Source organism: Kitasatospora sp. CMC57 (genome assembly GCF_045866025.2).
Lineage (GTDB): Bacteria > Actinomycetota > Actinomycetes > Streptomycetales > Streptomycetaceae > Kitasatospora.
In genome coordinates this window covers 4782569-4797326 of record NZ_AP035881.2, presented here as the reverse complement: position 1 = coordinate 4797326, position 14758 = coordinate 4782569, and the positions used below count along the sequence as shown (strand labels likewise).

The 14758-nt window shown below is 72.1% G+C and carries 14 protein-coding genes; 2 read left to right on the top strand and 12 right to left on the bottom strand.

Annotation, left to right across the window (positions count from 1 at the left end; genetic code table 11):
• Nucleotides 1-36 precede the first annotated feature (36 nt).
• Both ACKUU6_RS21585 and ACKUU6_RS21580 read left to right on the top strand, forming a co-directional pair.
• Nucleotides 37-1230 (top strand): cytochrome P450, encoded by a 1194-nt coding sequence (locus ACKUU6_RS21585; protein WP_407990205.1) that lies wholly within the window; start codon nucleotides 37-39, stop codon nucleotides 1228-1230.
• Between the two features lie 217 nt (nucleotides 1231-1447).
• Nucleotides 1448-2242 carry an AfsR/SARP family transcriptional regulator gene (locus ACKUU6_RS21580; protein ID WP_407990204.1) on the top strand — a complete coding sequence of 265 codons (795 nt, stop codon included), beginning with the start codon at nucleotides 1448-1450 and terminating at the stop codon, nucleotides 2240-2242.
• A 79-nt stretch (nucleotides 2243-2321) separates the two neighbouring features.
• Here the strand turns inward: ACKUU6_RS21580 and serS are convergent, their stop codons facing one another.
• The 12 genes from serS to ACKUU6_RS21520 all read right to left on the bottom strand — a co-directional run bounded on the left by serS (nucleotide 2322) and on the right by ACKUU6_RS21520 (nucleotide 14743).
• Nucleotides 2322-3602 carry a serine--tRNA ligase gene (gene serS / locus ACKUU6_RS21575; protein WP_407990203.1) on the bottom strand — a complete coding sequence of 427 codons (1281 nt, stop codon included), beginning with the start codon at nucleotides 3600-3602 and terminating at the stop codon, nucleotides 2322-2324.
• 45 nt (nucleotides 3603-3647) lie between these two features.
• A complete protein-coding gene (locus tag ACKUU6_RS21570) occupies nucleotides 3648-5159 on the bottom strand; it encodes an APC family permease (protein WP_407990202.1) in 1512 nt (503 codons plus the stop codon).
• A gap of 130 nt (nucleotides 5160-5289) precedes the next feature.
• Nucleotides 5290-6510, bottom strand: coding sequence for a beta-ketoacyl-[acyl-carrier-protein] synthase family protein (locus ACKUU6_RS21565; protein ID WP_407990201.1), 1221 nt, complete (start codon nucleotides 6508-6510; stop codon nucleotides 5290-5292).
• The gene (locus ACKUU6_RS21560; RefSeq protein WP_407990200.1) at nucleotides 6510-6740 is read right to left on the bottom strand and encodes an acyl carrier protein; all 231 of its coding nucleotides are present in this window, start codon (nucleotides 6738-6740) and stop codon (nucleotides 6510-6512) included. Before ACKUU6_RS21560 ends, ACKUU6_RS21565 begins: the two co-directional genes overlap by 1 nt.
• Nucleotides 6741-6780: 40 nt before the next feature.
• Nucleotides 6781-7821 carry a beta-ketoacyl-ACP synthase III gene (locus tag ACKUU6_RS21555; protein ID WP_407990199.1) on the bottom strand — a complete coding sequence of 347 codons (1041 nt, stop codon included), beginning with the start codon at nucleotides 7819-7821 and terminating at the stop codon, nucleotides 6781-6783.
• Nucleotides 7818-8804, bottom strand: coding sequence for a VlmB-like protein (locus tag ACKUU6_RS21550; protein ID WP_407990198.1), 987 nt, complete (start codon nucleotides 8802-8804; stop codon nucleotides 7818-7820). The genes ACKUU6_RS21555 and ACKUU6_RS21550 overlap by 4 nt, the downstream gene beginning before the upstream one ends.
• Entirely contained in the window at nucleotides 8801-9379 is a 579-nt protein-coding gene (locus tag ACKUU6_RS21545) for a flavin reductase family protein (protein ID WP_407990197.1), read from the bottom strand. Before ACKUU6_RS21545 ends, ACKUU6_RS21550 begins: the two co-directional genes overlap by 4 nt.
• On the bottom strand, nucleotides 9376-9924 hold the full coding sequence (locus ACKUU6_RS21540) for a hypothetical protein (protein WP_407990196.1): 549 nt from the start codon (nucleotides 9922-9924) through the stop codon (nucleotides 9376-9378). The genes ACKUU6_RS21545 and ACKUU6_RS21540 overlap by 4 nt, the downstream gene beginning before the upstream one ends.
• 102 nt (nucleotides 9925-10026) lie before the next feature.
• Entirely contained in the window at nucleotides 10027-10515 is a 489-nt protein-coding gene (locus ACKUU6_RS21535; RefSeq protein WP_407990195.1) for a type II toxin-antitoxin system RatA family toxin, read from the bottom strand.
• 2 nt (nucleotides 10516-10517) lie between these two features.
• Nucleotides 10518-11837: an aspartate aminotransferase family protein gene (locus tag ACKUU6_RS21530; RefSeq protein ID WP_407992191.1), complete on the bottom strand. Its 1320-nt coding sequence runs from the start codon at nucleotides 11835-11837 to the stop codon at nucleotides 10518-10520.
• A gap of 39 nt (nucleotides 11838-11876) precedes the next feature.
• A complete protein-coding gene (locus ACKUU6_RS21525) occupies nucleotides 11877-13016 on the bottom strand; it encodes an acyl-CoA dehydrogenase family protein (protein ID WP_407990194.1) in 1140 nt (379 codons plus the stop codon).
• 50 nt (nucleotides 13017-13066) lie between these two features.
• On the bottom strand, nucleotides 13067-14743 hold the full coding sequence (locus ACKUU6_RS21520; protein ID WP_407990193.1) for an aldehyde dehydrogenase family protein: 1677 nt from the start codon (nucleotides 14741-14743) through the stop codon (nucleotides 13067-13069).
• Between the last annotated feature and the right edge of the window lie 15 nt (nucleotides 14744-14758).

The window sequence follows — 14758 nt, the reverse complement described above, 5'->3', positions numbered from 1 at the left end:
CACCCGTCCCGTACGACCACGCCCGGAGGAAGAGCCGTGACCGACACCGAGACGCTCCTGGACTACCCGCTGCCGCGGACCGACCCGCTGCTGCCGCCGCCCGCCTACACCGAACTCCGCAACGGACCGCCCAAGTTGGTCCGGGTCAACGGCGGGCGCCGGGCCTGGCTGGTGACCAGGTACGACGACGTCCGCTCCGCCATCGCCGACCCCCGGGTCAGCTCGGACGACATGGCGCCGAACTTCCCGGCGCTGATCCCGCTGCCGCCGAGCCCCCGGGCGCTGTCGATGTTCCGGATGGACAACCCCGACCACGCCACCCTGCGCCGGATGGTCATCCCGGAGTTCACCGCCCGCGCCACCCGCGCGATGCAGCCCGACGTGGAGCGGATCACCAACAACCTGATCGACGCGCTGGCCGCCGGCCCCAAGCCCGCCGACCTGATGGCGGCCTTCGCCGACCCGCTGCCCACCCTGGTGATCGCCCGGCTGCTGGGCGTGCCGTACGCGGACCACGAGGTCTTCCAGGAGAACGGACGGATCGTCACCTCGCCGACCGCCACTGCCGAGGAGGCCGGCGCCGCGTTCGTCACGCTGACCGAGTTCATGAGCCGGTTGATCGACGACAAGCGGAAGGACCCGCAGGACGACCTGATCAGCCGACTCTGCGTCAAGTACCTGATCCCCGGAGCGATCAGTCACGACGACCTGCTGGCGATGGCCCGGCTCCTGCTCTTCGCCGGCCACGACACCACCGCCAACCAGATCGCCATCAGCGTGCTGTTCCTGCTGGAGAACCCTGCCCAGCTGGCGCTGCTCCGGGCGAACCGCAGCCTGATCCCGAGCGCCGTCGAGGAGCTGCTGCGCTTCGCGTCCATCAAGCAGCACGACTTCATCCGGACGGCGGCCGAGGACATGGAGATCGGCGGCGTGCCGATCCCCAAGGGCGACGGCATCATCTTCGCGCTCCCCTCGGCGAACCACGACGAGACGGCCTTCCCCGACCCCGGCCGCCTCGACATCACCCGCGACGCCCACCAGCACCTGGCCTTCGGCCACGGCGTCCACAAGTGCGTGGGTGCCCCGCTGGCCACCCTGGAGCTGGAGACCGCGATCGGCGCGCTGCTCGACCGCTTCCCGGAGCTCAGCCTGGCCACCGGCCTGGACGAGGTGCCGTTCCGTGACGACATGCTGCTCTACGGAGTGCACCGGCTGCTCGTCACCTGGTAGGCAGCACCACCGAGACCGCCGAAGCCCCGTCCCGCTCCCCGGGGGGACGGGGCTTCGGCCTGCCCGGGGGCCCTCGGTGAAGGGCTGACGCCGGAGGTGAAATCGCTCCAGTGGTAGTCGAGTTGACGGCCCGACAATCCGAACACCCAATCCAGTCGGGATTGATTCACCTCGTACCCGTGAAGGATCAACGGTTCCTCACCACTGGGAGACAACCATGCAGTTCAGGATTCTCGGGTCGGTCGGGGCAGTCGTCGACGGCCGGTTCTGCACGATCCCGGGAACCCGTCAGCGCACCCTGCTGGCCACCCTGCTGACCCGCACCGGGCGCCTCGTGCCCACCGAACAGCTCTACACGGAACTCTGGGGCGACAACCCGCCCGCGACCGTGGAGAACTCCCTCCAGGCCCACATCTCCCGCCTGCGCCGCACCCTGCGCAAACTCGGCGGCCCACACGGGGACATACCCCCGCTGATCACCCAGGCGTCGGGCTACATCCTGGACGCGGCGCCCGAATCCATCGACGTCAACCTGTTCCGGGAGCGGCTGGCCAGGTCCAGGAGGGCGATGGCCGTCGACAGCCGGGTGGCGGGCGAGCTGCTGGAGGAGGCCCTCGCGCTCTGGCAGGGCTCCCCGCTCCAGGACGTGGCCGCCGGCCCGCTCTGCCAGAGCGAGGCGCTCCAGCTGGAGGAGGAGTACCTCTCGGCACTCGAGGACAAGCTCTGGCTCGGCACCTGCTGCCCCGAACCCTCGCTGGTCATCGGTGAGTTGAAGCGCATGAGCATCACCCATCCATGGCGGGAGCGGATCACCGAGATGCTGATGCTCGCGCTCTACCGCAGCGGCCGGCAGGCCGAGGCGATCGAGGCCTACAACACCGCCCGCGGTCGACTGGTCGACGAGCTCGGCATGGAGCCCTCGCCGCAGCTCAAGAACCTCTTCCGGGAGGTGCTCAACCAGGCCCCCGGCCTCTACAGCCCGAACCCGCTGCAGCAGCTCAAGTCGGCCTGAGGAACGCGGGGAACGGCGCGAGGTCGGAAGGCTAGGTACTGCCGCCTTCCGACCTCGCGTCGTTCCCCGGTGCGGCCGCTCAGCTGCCGCTGGTAGCGCCCCCGGGCAGGATCCGCCGGAATCCGGCGTACGGGACCAGCGCGTCCGGCAGCAGCACCGAACCGTCCTCCTGGACGCCCTGCTCCAGCAGCGCCGCGATGGTCCGGCCCACCGGCAGCGCCGAGCCGTTGAGGGTGGCCGCGGGCAACTTCCCGCCACCCGCGACCCGGTGCCGGATGCCCGCCCTGCGAGCCTGGAAGCTGCCGCAGTCCGACACCGAGGAGATCTCCCGGTACGAGTCGCTCCCGGGCAGCCAGACCTCCAGGTCGTACGTCATCCGGGCCGAGAAGCCCATGTCCCCGGCGGGCAACATGACCACCCGGTAGGAGAGTTCCAGCCTGCGGAGGCACTCCTCGACCTGGCCGACCATCAGCTCCAGCTCACGCTGGGCGTCCTCCAGCGCGCAGATCCGGACCAGCTCGACCTTCTCGAACTGGTGCAGCCGCAGGATGCCCCGGGTGTCGCGGCCGTACGAGCCGGCCTCGGCGCGGTAGCAGGGTGTCCGGGCGGTGAAGGCGAGCGGCAGGGCGCTCTCGTCCAGCAGTTCGCGGGCCACCAGGTTGGTCAGCGGCACCTCGGCGGTCGGGATCAGGAAGAGCTCCCGGTCCCCCACCATGGTGGCGAACAAGTCCTCCTCGAACTTCGGCAGTTGGCCGGTGCCGGTCATGGTCTCCCGGTTGACCAGGTGCGGTACGGAGTACTCGGTGTAGCCGTGCTCCTCGGTGTGCAGGTCGAGCAGGAACGAGGTCAGGGCCCGCTCCAGCCGCGCACCCGCGCCACGGCTGACCGTGAAGCGGGCACCGGACAGCCTGGCGGCCCTCGGCCCGTCCAGGATGCCGAGCGACTCGCCGAGGTCGGCGTGGTGCCTGGCCTGACCGGCGGCGGGCCGGAGCGTCGGGCCACCGCGCCGGACCTCCACCGCCTGCTTCTCGCTGTCCCCGTCCGGGACTTCGTCCAGGGGGAAGTTCGGGATGCCCGACATCCGTTGCTCCAGGTCGAGTTCGACCTCGCGGACGACGGCCTCGGCCTGCTGCACCGCCTCCCGCAGCCGGCGCGACTCCTCCCGGGCCTCCTCGGTGGGCGCCCCGCCCCCGCGCGAGGAGCGCTTGAGCTCGGCCCGCAGCCGGGCGACGGTCTCCACGGCGGCGGACCTGCGCCGGTGCGCGGCCCCCAGCCCGTCCAGATCCAGCTGGTACCTGCGGCGGGCCAGCCGTCGGACGGCCTCCGGGCCCAGCTCGATCAGCTCACGTACGTCGTGCACGGCACTCTCCTTCGGCGTGTTGCGGGGTCGGTTTCGGTGCGCAGGTCAAGAGACCGGGACGGCCACCTTCGCCGGCCGTACGGACTCCGTGACCGCCGCCTCGGCGACATGGCTCCGGGCCAGCCGCCCGTACCGCGCCGGCCGGGCGGACCGCAGCCACCGGGCGTGGCCGAGCCCCAGCACGCCCACCGCCGGGATCACCCAGGGCAGAGCGGCGACCAGGCCGTTCCGGGTGCCGGTCAGCAGCTCGAAGTTGCCGACCACCAGCCAGACCGTGGCCGCCAGCCCGAGGAACCCGAGCAGCGGGGCGACCGCACCCTGCCACCAGCCGAGGCGCAGCCCCTTCCGGGCCAGGCCGAGCACCGACAGCGCGGCCAGCGCCTGGAGCACCACGATGCCCAGGGTGCCGAGGCCGAGCATGCTGGTGGTCAGGTCCGCGTACGGGTCGAGGCCGGCGAGGGCGAAGCCGGTCACCGCGACGGCGCTGACCACGCTCTGGACCACGCTGGCCCGGTGCGGGGAGGCGTGCCTGCGGTGCACCGCGGCCAGCCCGGCGGGCAGCAGGCCGTCGGCGGCCAGCACCTGGGCGTACCGGTTGGCCGCGCTGTGCAGGGCCAGCGTGGCGGCGAACAGGCTGGTGCAGAGCATGACCTGGAGCAGAGTGCCGCCGGCCGGGCCGAGGTAGTCACTGCCCAGCGTGAAGAACAGCTCGCCCATCTGGTCGGTGGCGACCTGGCGCACCTGGTCCGCGCCGATCGCGCCCACCGCCGTCCAGCTGGTCAGCGCGTAGAACCCGGCGATCAGCAGGACGGCCAGGTAGGTGGCGCGCGGGACGCTGCGCCGGGGGTCCCTGGCCTCCTTGCCGTACAGCGCGGCGGACTCGAACCCGATGAAGGAGACGAAGGCGAACATCAGCGAGACCCCGATCCCGGGGCCGCCCGCGACGTGCGGGGAGAACGAGGCGGCGGGCAGGGCGGAGGCGCCGTGCCGGCCGAGGACGGCCACGTCCAGCGCGGCCAGCACGCCGATCTCACCGATCATCAGGACGGCGAGCACCCGGGCGCTCACCGCGATGTCGCGGTAGCCGAGCACCGCGACGGCCGCCAGTCCGACGGCGGCGCACAGCTGCCAGGGGAGGTCCAGGCCGTGGTCGGCCAGCACGAGCTGGGTGAAGTAGCCGAGGGCGCCGACCAGTCCGACGGTCGCGCAGTTGTAGGCGACCAGGGCGATGAAGCCGCCGCCGACCGCGGGCGGGCGGCCGAGCCCGTCGGCGATCGAGGCGTAGAAGCCGCCGGACCCGCCCGTCCGGCGGGCGCTGACGGCGTAGCCGACCGAGAAGCAGAGCAGGGTCACCCCGGCGAACGCGAAGGCGGCGGGGACACCGGCGCCGTTGCCGATGGCGAAGGCCAGCGGGACGGTGCCGACCATGGCGGAGAGCGGTGCGGCGGCGGCGACGATGAGGAAGACGATGTGACTGGTCGTCAGGCGTCCGGAGGAGGGCGAACCGGCCGGGGCGGCCGTGCTCACTGATCCGGCCGGGGGTCTGGTGACGGTCATCGGGGCTCCAAGGGAGGGAGTGCGCCAAGGGAGGGAGCGGTGGATCGGGACGGCATGACGACGGGCCTGCGGCCGGGTGTGGGGCCCCGGGCGCAGGCCCGTCCAGGGGATGGATCGAGAACCGGCGGGTCTATGCGGCGGCGATCGCCAGGACCGCGTTCTGGCCGCCGAAGCCCAGCGAACTGCTCAGCGCGAACTCCACCGGGGTGTCGGTGGCCGAGGTGGCGACCTTGATCTCCATCTCGGGGTCGAGCGTGCGCAGGTTGGCGGTGGGCGGGACGACGCCCTGCTCCACCGAGAGCACCGTGAAGACCGCCTCCACCGCGCCCGCCGCTCCGAGCAGGTGCCCGGTGACGCCCTTGGTCGAGGTGACCAGCGGGTCACCGGTGAGCACCCGGCGGATCATCCGGGCCTCGGCGAGGTCGTTCAGCGGGGTGGAGGTGCCGTGGGCGTTGACGTGCCGGACGTCGCCCGGGTCGGCCCCCGCATCGGCCAGCGCCGCCCGAACGGCGGACTCGATGCCGAGGCCCTTCGGGTGCGGGGTGGTCATGTGGTGGGCGTCGGCGGTGGCGCCGTACCCGGCGATCCGGGCCCGGATCCGCGCGCCGCGGGCCCGGGCGTCGACCGCCCGCTCCAGCACCACCACCCCGGCGCCCTCCCCCGCGACGAAACCGTCGCGGTCGGCGTCGAACGGCCGGGAGGCGGTCCCCGGGTCGTCCTCGCGCCGGGAGAGCGCGCCCATCTGGGCGAACCCGGCCATCACCAGAGGCGTGATCATCGCCTCGCTGCCGCCCGCCACCACGATGTCGCAGCGGTCGAGCAGCAGCAGGTCGCGGGCGGTCCCGATGGCGGTGGCACCCGAGGCACAGGCGGTGGCCACCACGAGGTTGGGGCCGGTGGCGCCGAACTCGATCGCGGTCTGCCCGGCCAGCATGTTGGGCAGCTGCATCGGGAGCAGCAGCGGGGAGACCCGGGCGGCGGACTGCTCCACCAGGATCCGGTGCTGCGCCTCCACCGTCCCGGGGCCGCCGTCGGCGCACCCCAGGACGACGCCCACCCGGGCGCCGTCCCAGGTCTGCGGGTCGAGTCCGGCGTCGGCGATCGCCTCGCGGGCGGCGACCAGGGCGAACTGGGTGAACGGGTCCAGCCGGTGGGCCCGGCGGCCGCCGAGCAGCTCGGCGGCGTCGAAGCCCGGGACGCGGCAGGAGATCCGGACCGGGTTCCGGTCCAGCACCGGGTCGAGCGCGGCCGTCGGGCGGCCCTCGAGGACCCCCGCCCAGCTCGCGGCGACCCCGATGCCGGCGGGGGTGACCAGCCCCAGGCCGGTCACTGCTACGTCGATGCCGGCCATCAGACCCGTGCGCCCGCTTCCTCGATCAGGGCGGCCATCTCGCCGATGGTCTCCGCCTCCAGCAGCTGGTCGTCGGTGATGGAGATGCCGTACTCGGCCTCCAGCAGGAGCGACAGCTCGACGACGGCGAGCGAGTCGAGCTCGACGTCCTCCTTGGTGGCCTCGGGGGTGACCTGCTCCGGCATCACCTTGAGCTTGCTGACCAGGATTTCCTTGAGCTTCTCGAACATGATCGGGTCCTTTCGGGAGTCTGTTGCCGGGTGGTGGGGCTCAGCCGAGGTCGGGCCACGTGACGGTGGCGGCGCCCCAGGCGAGTCCGCCCCCGAACGCGGTGAGCAGTACGCGCTGACCGGCCTCCAACCCGCCGTTCTCGACCGCCTGCGCGAGCAGCAGCGGGATCGAGGCGGCGCCGGTGTTACCGACCCGCGCGATGTTGGAGAGCCTGCGTTCGGCGGGGATGGTGAGGCGGTCGGCGACCGCCTCCAGGATCCGGGCGTTGGCCTGGTGGGCCGCCAGCCGGTCCACGTCCTCGATGGCCCAGCCGGCCGCGGCGACGGCCTGGAGCGAGGCCTCCGTCATCCGCTCGACGGCGTGCCGGTAGGTCGCCCGGCCGGCCATCTGGAAGAACTCGTCGCCGGGCTTGGCGGCCTCGCCGGTGGAGCGCTGGCGCGAGCCGCCGGCCGGGACGGTGATCAGGTCGCTCTGGTCGCCGTCGCTGCCGAGCACGATCGGGCCGATCGCGCCGGGCTCCCAGACCTCGCCGGCCCGGAGCACCACCGCGCCCGCACCGTCGGCGAAGATGACGGCGGTGGTGCGGTCGGTCGGATCGATGATGGTGGTGAACGCGTCGGCGGCGATCAGCAGGACGCGCTGCGCGAGGCCAGAGGCGATCAGGCCCGTCGCGGTCGCCAGCCCGTACAGGAAGCCGGTGCAGACCGCGGAGACGTCGAAGGCCGGGACCCCGCCGAGGCCGAGCCTGGCGGCCACGTCCGGCGCGGTGGCCGGGCACGGGCGGTCGGGGGTGGTGGTCGCCAGGACCACCGCGTCCACCTGCGAGTCGTCGGCGGACTTGAGGGCCCGGCGTCCGGCCTCCACCGCGAGGTCGGAGGTGGCCGTACCGGGTGAGACCACGTGCCGGGTGGAGATCCCGGTCCGGGTGCGGATCCACTCGTCCGAGGTGTCCAGCCGGGCCACCAGGTCCTGGTTGCTGACCAGGTCCGGCGGGACGTAGGCGCCGACGCCGACGATGACCGCGGCGCGGCCCTGCGGCGGGCCGGGACGCAACCCGGGGTCCGGCAGACCGACGGTCATACCGCGTCACCCCCGGTGCTGCTGAGGACCTCCAGCGGGAGGCCCATGTACGCCATCCGCTCGGCGGCCATCTCGTCCGTCCACTGCTCGGCCATGTCGTAGCGCTGCTCGGGAGTGGTGTCGAGCATCCGGACGCCGGGCCAGATCTCGTAGTCGCCGATCTTGTCGGCGTGCTCGGCCATGCCCTGCTGGAAGAGCTCCTCGCGGTGGATCACGAACTCCTTGTCGGGCACCTCGTCCCAGAGCTTGACGCCGGCCCGCAAGATCTCCAGCAGCCTCGGCCGGTAGCCGGGTTCGGCCGCCAGGTGGTCCTTCAGGATGGTGCTGGCGACGGTGAGGTGGCGGATCTCGTCGATCGCGGTGCCCCGGGAGATCTCGCCGGTGGCGGGCGACAGCGGGGTCCACTTCCGCTCGCTCAGCTCGGCGGCGGGGGCGAGCACGCCCTCGATGACGATGGCGAAGACCGCGACGCCGCCCATGAAGTCCGCCTGGTCGCGGACGACCTCCAGCGTGAAGTCCTCCACCGGCTGGAGCACCCGGCGGCGGTAGTCGGCGGCCATCTCGTCGATGTCCTTGACCAGGGTGGCGGCGGGGAGGCCGAGTTCGACCAGGTGGTTGCGGAACACCCGGGCGTGCCTGGCCTCGTCGATCAGCTGGGTGGCGTAGAACTCCAGCTCGGGGATGCCGGGTGCGATCGCCACGTAGTGGGCCAGCAGCCGGGTGGCGATCTCCTCGGAGAGGCCGCGGTAGCCGAACTCAAGGACCAGGGCGTCGCGCAGCGGGCCGGGCTGTTTCAGGAAGTCGGGGATGCCGGCGTCCCTGTGGTGCCCGGTCTCGCCGCGGTCGCGCAGCGTGCCCTGGGCGACCTCGGTGAACCAGTAGGCCAGATTGCACTGCTCCGGGCCGAGGGTGAGCTGCTTCGCCCCGTCCAGCAGTCCGGGAGCGGTGTCCCAACCGGCCTCGGGTGCCACGGTGTTGGTCATAGTCCCGCGTCTTCCTTCCTGATGCGGCTGATGCCGGTCCCCTGGACGGGGACCGGGAGGAGCGCGCCGACGTACAGCCCGCCGGCGAAGCTGAGCAGCGGTTCGCCCTCGCCCGCCGTCGCGTGGACCACCCGGCCGAGCAGGACCTCGTGGTCACCGACCCGGACCCGGCCGGCCACCCGGCAGTCGACGTGCGCCAGTGCCCCGTCCAGCAGCGGCGCCGCCGAGTACCGGGCGGGCCGCCAGTCGAGTCCGGCGAACTGCTCGGCGCCGTCCGGGCGGGAGCTGTCGGCGAACCAGCGGGCGAGTGCGCTCTGGCCGCCGCCGACCACGTTGATCGCGAACCGGCCTGCCTCGGAGGCCAGTTCGGCCAGCACCGAGCCGGCCTTCAGACTGGCGCCGACGATCAGCGGGCTCTGCGAGACGGTGGTGACCTGGCTGGCCGTGGTGCCGTGCAGCCGCCCGTGGTGACTGACCGTCAGAACCGATACCGGGCAGGCCAGATGACGCAGGTCGCGACGCCGCTGGACCGGGTCGGCGGTGGTCCGCCGGATCGGCTCGGCGGTGGTGCTCACCGGACCGCGCCCTGGCTGACGGGCTCCCTGGCCGGCGGCGTGGCGGCCGCCGGAACGTGGCCGACCGGGGTCGGCGTCATCTCGTGGCCGACCGGCTTGGGGTGCGGCAGGCCCAGGTCGTCCAGCAGCCGCAGGTAGCCCGGCTGGCGCACCGGCTCGAAGGGCAGCGCGAAGGACTTCATGAAGTTGCCGAACAGCGCCCGGTCGCCGAACAGGTGGAAGGGCAGCACGAGCAGCGCCCACTCCGGCCCGATCAGCCAGCACCACAGGCCGGCGACCGCCGCTTGGGTGATCAGGCTGTGCATGACGTTGTAGAGCACGTAGTACGTCTTGGAGATCGGCCGGCCGCCCGCCTTCTTGAAGGCGAGCGCACCGGGGATGTACCCGATCAGGTCGATGTACAGGAACAGCCCGATCGCCGGCAGCCAGCGGATCTCGCCGAGGTGCGCGACGATGAGCCCGGTGGTGACCGCGAGGCCGACCAGGTACTCGGCGCGGTGCAGGGAGTAGGTGCTCGGGGTCTCGAAGGGATTGGCCTGGTCCACGGTTCAACTCCTGGAGCAACATGGCGGGTTCGAGGTGCGGGGGAAGCGTGGTGGCGGGAGCGGCGGCGCCGGGTGGGGGGTCCCGGCGCCGCCGCTGGTCGGTCAGCCCGCGGCGGCCACCGGCTGGGGCTCGGCGAGCTCGGCGTCGCCGAGCAGGGCGGTGTCCTCGAAGAGGCCGGTGACGGCCCAGGCCACGGTCTCCTTGATGACCCGCTCGGCGATCGGGTCGAGGATGCCTTCGAGGCTCGGGATGCCGAAGTCGAAGTCCGCCTCGAAGTGCACCGCGACGTCGGCGCCGTCCTGGCGCAGCGCCCAGGTGCCGGTGAAGCTGTCGAAGTCGCCGTCGGTCTGCTCGAAACGGATCTCCAGCCGGTCCCGGTCGAAGTGGTCCGCCTCGGTCCAGCGCAGCAGGCCGCTGCGGAAGTGCAGCTCCCAGCTGGAACTTCCCACCGGGTCCGGCAGGGTGGAGTGCACGGTGGTGGCCCGCACGTGCGGGGCCAGCTCCGGGTAGCGCTCCCACTTCAGGACGGTGGTGAAGACGTCCTCGGCCTGGTGGTTGCGCACCACGGCGTCGAGTTCCACGTGTCGCACGGTCAGTTACCGCCTTCCGGCATCTTGGCCGAGCCCCGGACGAGGTCCAGGGTGGCCTTGTCAAAGGAGTCGAGCAGGAACTCGACCTCCGGGTCGGTCAGGATCGCCGGCGGGGTGAACCGGACCACCGAGCTGCCGTTCATCGAGTGGTTGGCCACCACGCCGTGGTTGAAGAGCTCGATCAGGAGCTCTCCGGCCAGGCCCGCCTCGACCAGCTCCACACCGATCAGCAGGCCCTGGCCCCGGACGTCGACGACCAGTTCGGGGATGTTGCGGTAGGCGATCTCGGCGATCCGCGGCAGCAGACGGGAGCCGAGCTCCATCGCCCTGGACACCAGCCGCTCCTCCTTGATCGCCTGGACGGCGCCCTGGACGGCGGCCATCAGCAGCGGCTGCCCGGAGAAGGTGGCGGTGTGGATGTACGGGTCCTTGTCGAAGGGCTTGAACGCCTTGCGGGTGGCGATGGCCGCCGACACCGGCACCACCCCGCCGCCAAGCGCCTTGCCGGCCAGCAGCACGTCCGGCTGCACGCCCTCGGTGTCAATGCCCCACCACTCGCCGAGCCGGCCGAAGCCGGTCTGCACCTCGTCCAGGATCAGGAAGCCGTCGAACTCCCTGACCAGCTCCTCGACCTGCTTGAGGTAGCCCTTCGGCGGGATGATCACGCCGCCCTCGCCCTGGACCGGCTCCAGGATCACGCAGACCTCGCCCGGGTGGGCGCGGAGCTCGTCGCGCAGCGCGTCCGGGTCGCCGAAGGGCAGGTGCGAGACGTCCGGGATCAGCGGGCGGAACGGCGCCTGGTAGACCTCCTTGGCGGTCGCCGACAGCGCGCCGAGGGTCTTGCCGTGGTAGCCGCCACGCATCGAGACGGTGCGCTTGTAGCCGTTGGCGCGGGCCAGCTTGAGGCCGGTCTCCACCGCCTCGGCGCCGGAGAGCGCGAAGTGCACCCGGTCCAGCCCCGGCGGGGTGATGGAGGTGAGTGCCTCGGCGGCGCGGGCCACGGTGGGCTCCAGCAGGATGCGGGTGGCCACCGGGTGGGTGGTCAGCTGGCGCATCACCGCCTCCATCACGATCGGGTGGCGGGCGCCCATGATGAACACGCCGTAGCCACCGGCGTTCAGGAAGCGCTCGCCGTCGCTGGCGGTCACCCAGGCACCGGAGGACTCGACCTCCATATGGCTGCCGAACAGCTCGGCGAGGGTCGCCCGGCCCTTGCTGAGGTGGGCCCGGTAGAGGTTGAGGATGCTCTCCTCGGTGTCGACGCCGCCGGTGCCGGCGCTTCCGGCGTCGGCCCTTCCTGCGTTGATCGGGGCGGTCTGCATCACGGTCACGGATGACTCCCTTTCAGGGCGGTACGTCGGTCAGGAGAGTTCGAGGGGGGCGCCGCCGAAGTACTTCAGCAGCGGCTCCGCCGCGCTGCCCCGGGACGGCGGGTGGAAGGCCAACGGCCGTACGGCGGTAGCGAGTCGGGCGTGGTCGGAGGAGCGGATGAAGTCCAGTCCGCCGAGCAGTTCGAGCGCCTGGTCGGCGGCCCTGTTCAGCGCCTCCTGGGCGGCGAACCGGGCGACCAGCACCTGGGCGACCGCCTCCTCGCCCGTCACCCCGTCGCGCACCGCACGGGCCGCGCCCTCCAGCAGCGCGAAGGCGGCCTCCACCCGGATCGCGGCGGCGGCCCGCTCGCCCGCACTGCCCTTGCCCCGGTCCAGCACGTGCTCGATCAGCGCGGAGGCGGCCCCCGCGTAGCCGGCCGAGATGAGCATCTCGAACCAGACGAACCCGGCGGTCTGCAGGTCGTCGATCCGGTGCGGGTCAGCCTCGGAGGTGCGGATGACCAGGTCCTCCGGCACGAACACGTCAGCGAGTTGGACCTCGTCGCTCTCCGCTGCGGCCAGCACGTCGTTACCCCAGAACGGGTGGACGGTCAACCCCGGGGAGTCCGCCGGGACGAGCGCCAGCGCCATCTCCGGCGTGCCGTCCGCGCCCGGGACGGCGATGCTCGCCGTCAGCAGGTCCATCGAACGGGCCAGGCTGCACGGCTTCTTCGAGCCGCCCAGCCGGTAGCCGCCCTCGACCGGGACGGCGGTCACCGCCGGGGTGAGGATGTTCTGCTGGGTCCGTCCCTCGGCCCAGCCGGAGGCCATCACCCGCTGCGCGGGGACGACGCCGTGCAGCAGGTCGAGCTGTGCTCCGGTGAGCCGGCCGGCGTCACCGGCCAGCGAGTAGAGCATCGCGGCCGTGAAGTGGTGCATCGTCACCGCGGCGGCCAGCGAGGGCGAGAGCGAGCCGAGGGCCCGCTGCACCCGGACGGCCTCGACCGGGTCGGCCCCGTGGCCGCCGTACTCGGCCGGGACCAGCAGGGCCACTCCGTCGTTGGCCCGGAACAGGTCGATCACCGGGCTGCCCGGTGCCTCGCGTTCGGCGTAGGGGATGTCGGCCAGGGCCTTGACCAGCCCGGGGTGGTACCGCTCGCAGGTCTCGCGGGCGGAGTCGAGGGAGCGCACGGCAGAAAACCTCCGGTCGTGGGTGATCAGGGACGAGGAGCGGCGGCCGCTCAGTCGGAGCCGAAGACCGCCTGGCGCGGGCTCACGTCGTGGGCGATGCTGACGCCCTGGATGTGCGAGGTCTTGAGCATCGGGTAGTTCGCCTCGCCGTAGACGCCGCCGGTCAGGCCGGTGCCGCCGTGGCTCGGCAGGTACGGCAGGAAGCCGATGTGCGAGTCGTTGATCTTCAGCAGCCCGCCGTTGGTGACGCGCTGCACGAAGGCGTTGATCACCTTCGCGGACTTGGCCCAGAGCGAGTTGCGCAGGCCGTACTCGTTGCTGTTGACGAAGGAGATGAAACTGTCGAGCAGTTCGTCGTTGTCGCCCGGCTCGGGCACCACGATCGGCAGCAGCGGGAAGAAGGTCTCGTGCCGGACGACGTCGTGCTTCCGCGCCCCGGCCAGACCGTTCACCCGGAGCACCGTGGGCTGGAGGAACACGCCGGTCTCGGACGGGGTCCCGTCCAGCTCGGTGCGCTGGCCGCCGGTGATGATCTCGGAGCCCTGCGCCAGCGACTGCTTCAGCAGCGCGAAGAACTTCTCGCTCCGCCGGACCGGGGAGAGCAGCACGTTCTCGTCCTCCGGGTAGCCCGGCAGCACGGTGGCGACCTGCTTCTTGACCTCCTCGATCAGCTCGTCCGCGATCGCGGGGTGCGCCAGCACGTAGTTGGGCACCATGCAGATCTGGCCGGAACCGTAGAAGGACTCGGCGATCGCCTCGGCGGCGTACTTGAGGTCGGCGCCCTGCCAGACGATGATGCCGTCGTTCCCGGCCAGCTCCAGGATCGGCTTCTTGCCGTGCGCCACGCACTGCTCCTGGAAGCGCAGGCCCTCCTGGCTGCCGCCGATGTAGAAGATGTCGTTGACCAGCGGGCTCTCCACCCAGCGGTCCAGGGTCTGCTTCGGGTTGCTGCAGACGGCGTTCAGCACGCCGGGGGGCGCACCGACCTCGTCCAGCAGCGGCGCCACGACGTCGCGCAGGATCCACATGGTGCTCAGCGGGATGCTCCGGGGAGCGCGCACCACGACGGCGTTGCCGGCCATCAGGGCGAGGACGGCCAGTGCGGCGCTCGGCGCCGGGGCGTTCTGCGGCGGGTTGAAGCCCACCACGCCGTCGGGCTGGCGACGGACGATCAGCCGGCGTCCGGCGTGCTCGAACTCGGTGTGCATCCGCTGCCGGTACCAGTAGATGCTCTCCTCGCTGTAGACCTGCAGCAGGCAGCTCAGCTCCCAGCGGGCCAGCCGCACCGGATGCGCCTCGGAGACCAGCATGTCGATGAACTCGTCCTGGCGGCGGACGAGTTCCTCGCGGAAGAGGGTGCCGAGCCGCATCCGGCGTTCCAGCGGCACGGCCGCCCAGCCGGGCGCGGCGGCGGCGGCCGCCTCGGTCGCCAGGTCGATCGCCTCGTTGCTCGCGATGGCGCACCGGCCGACCACGTACGGGTGCTCCGCCGCGTCGGAGTCCGGGTCCTGCTCCAGGGCGCGCTTCAGGCTGACGCTGGTGAAGACGTCCTCCAGCAGCGACCTGGCACTGACCGTGTAGACCCAGCCGTCGCCGTCGATGTCCTTTCCGGCGATGTACAGCGGATAGCTGCGGAGCGGTTTCTCCCGCCCAGACCCGGCGGTTTCGCCGGGAGCGTCGGAATTCCCGGAGAGGATTCCCACCGCCGATTCGTCAAGAAGCATCATCAGGCCTTTCCGAAG

Bases quoted from the DNA above. Each gene is read 5' to 3' on its own strand.
- ACKUU6_RS21550 (WP_407990198.1), bottom strand. From the start codon at position 8,804: ATGACCAACACCGTGGCACCCGAGGCCGGTTGGGACACCGCTCCCGGA.
- ACKUU6_RS21570 (WP_407990202.1), bottom strand. From the start codon at position 5,159: ATGACCGTCACCAGACCCCCGGCCGGATCAGTGAGCACGGCCGCCCCG.
- ACKUU6_RS21555 (WP_407990199.1), bottom strand. From the start codon at position 7,821: ATGACCGTCGGTCTGCCGGACCCCGGGTTGCGTCCCGGCCCGCCGCAG.
- ACKUU6_RS21520 (WP_407990193.1), bottom strand. From the start codon at position 14,743: ATGATGCTTCTTGACGAATCGGCGGTGGGAATCCTCTCCGGGAATTCC.
- ACKUU6_RS21565 (WP_407990201.1), bottom strand. From the start codon at position 6,510: ATGGCCGGCATCGACGTAGCAGTGACCGGCCTGGGGCTGGTCACCCCC.
- ACKUU6_RS21530 (WP_407992191.1), bottom strand. From the start codon at position 11,837: ATGCAGACCGCCCCGATCAACGCAGGAAGGGCCGACGCCGGAAGCGCC.
- ACKUU6_RS21560 (WP_407990200.1), bottom strand. From the start codon at position 6,740: ATGTTCGAGAAGCTCAAGGAAATCCTGGTCAGCAAGCTCAAGGTGATG.
- ACKUU6_RS21580 (WP_407990204.1), top strand. From the start codon at position 1,448: ATGCAGTTCAGGATTCTCGGGTCGGTCGGGGCAGTCGTCGACGGCCGG.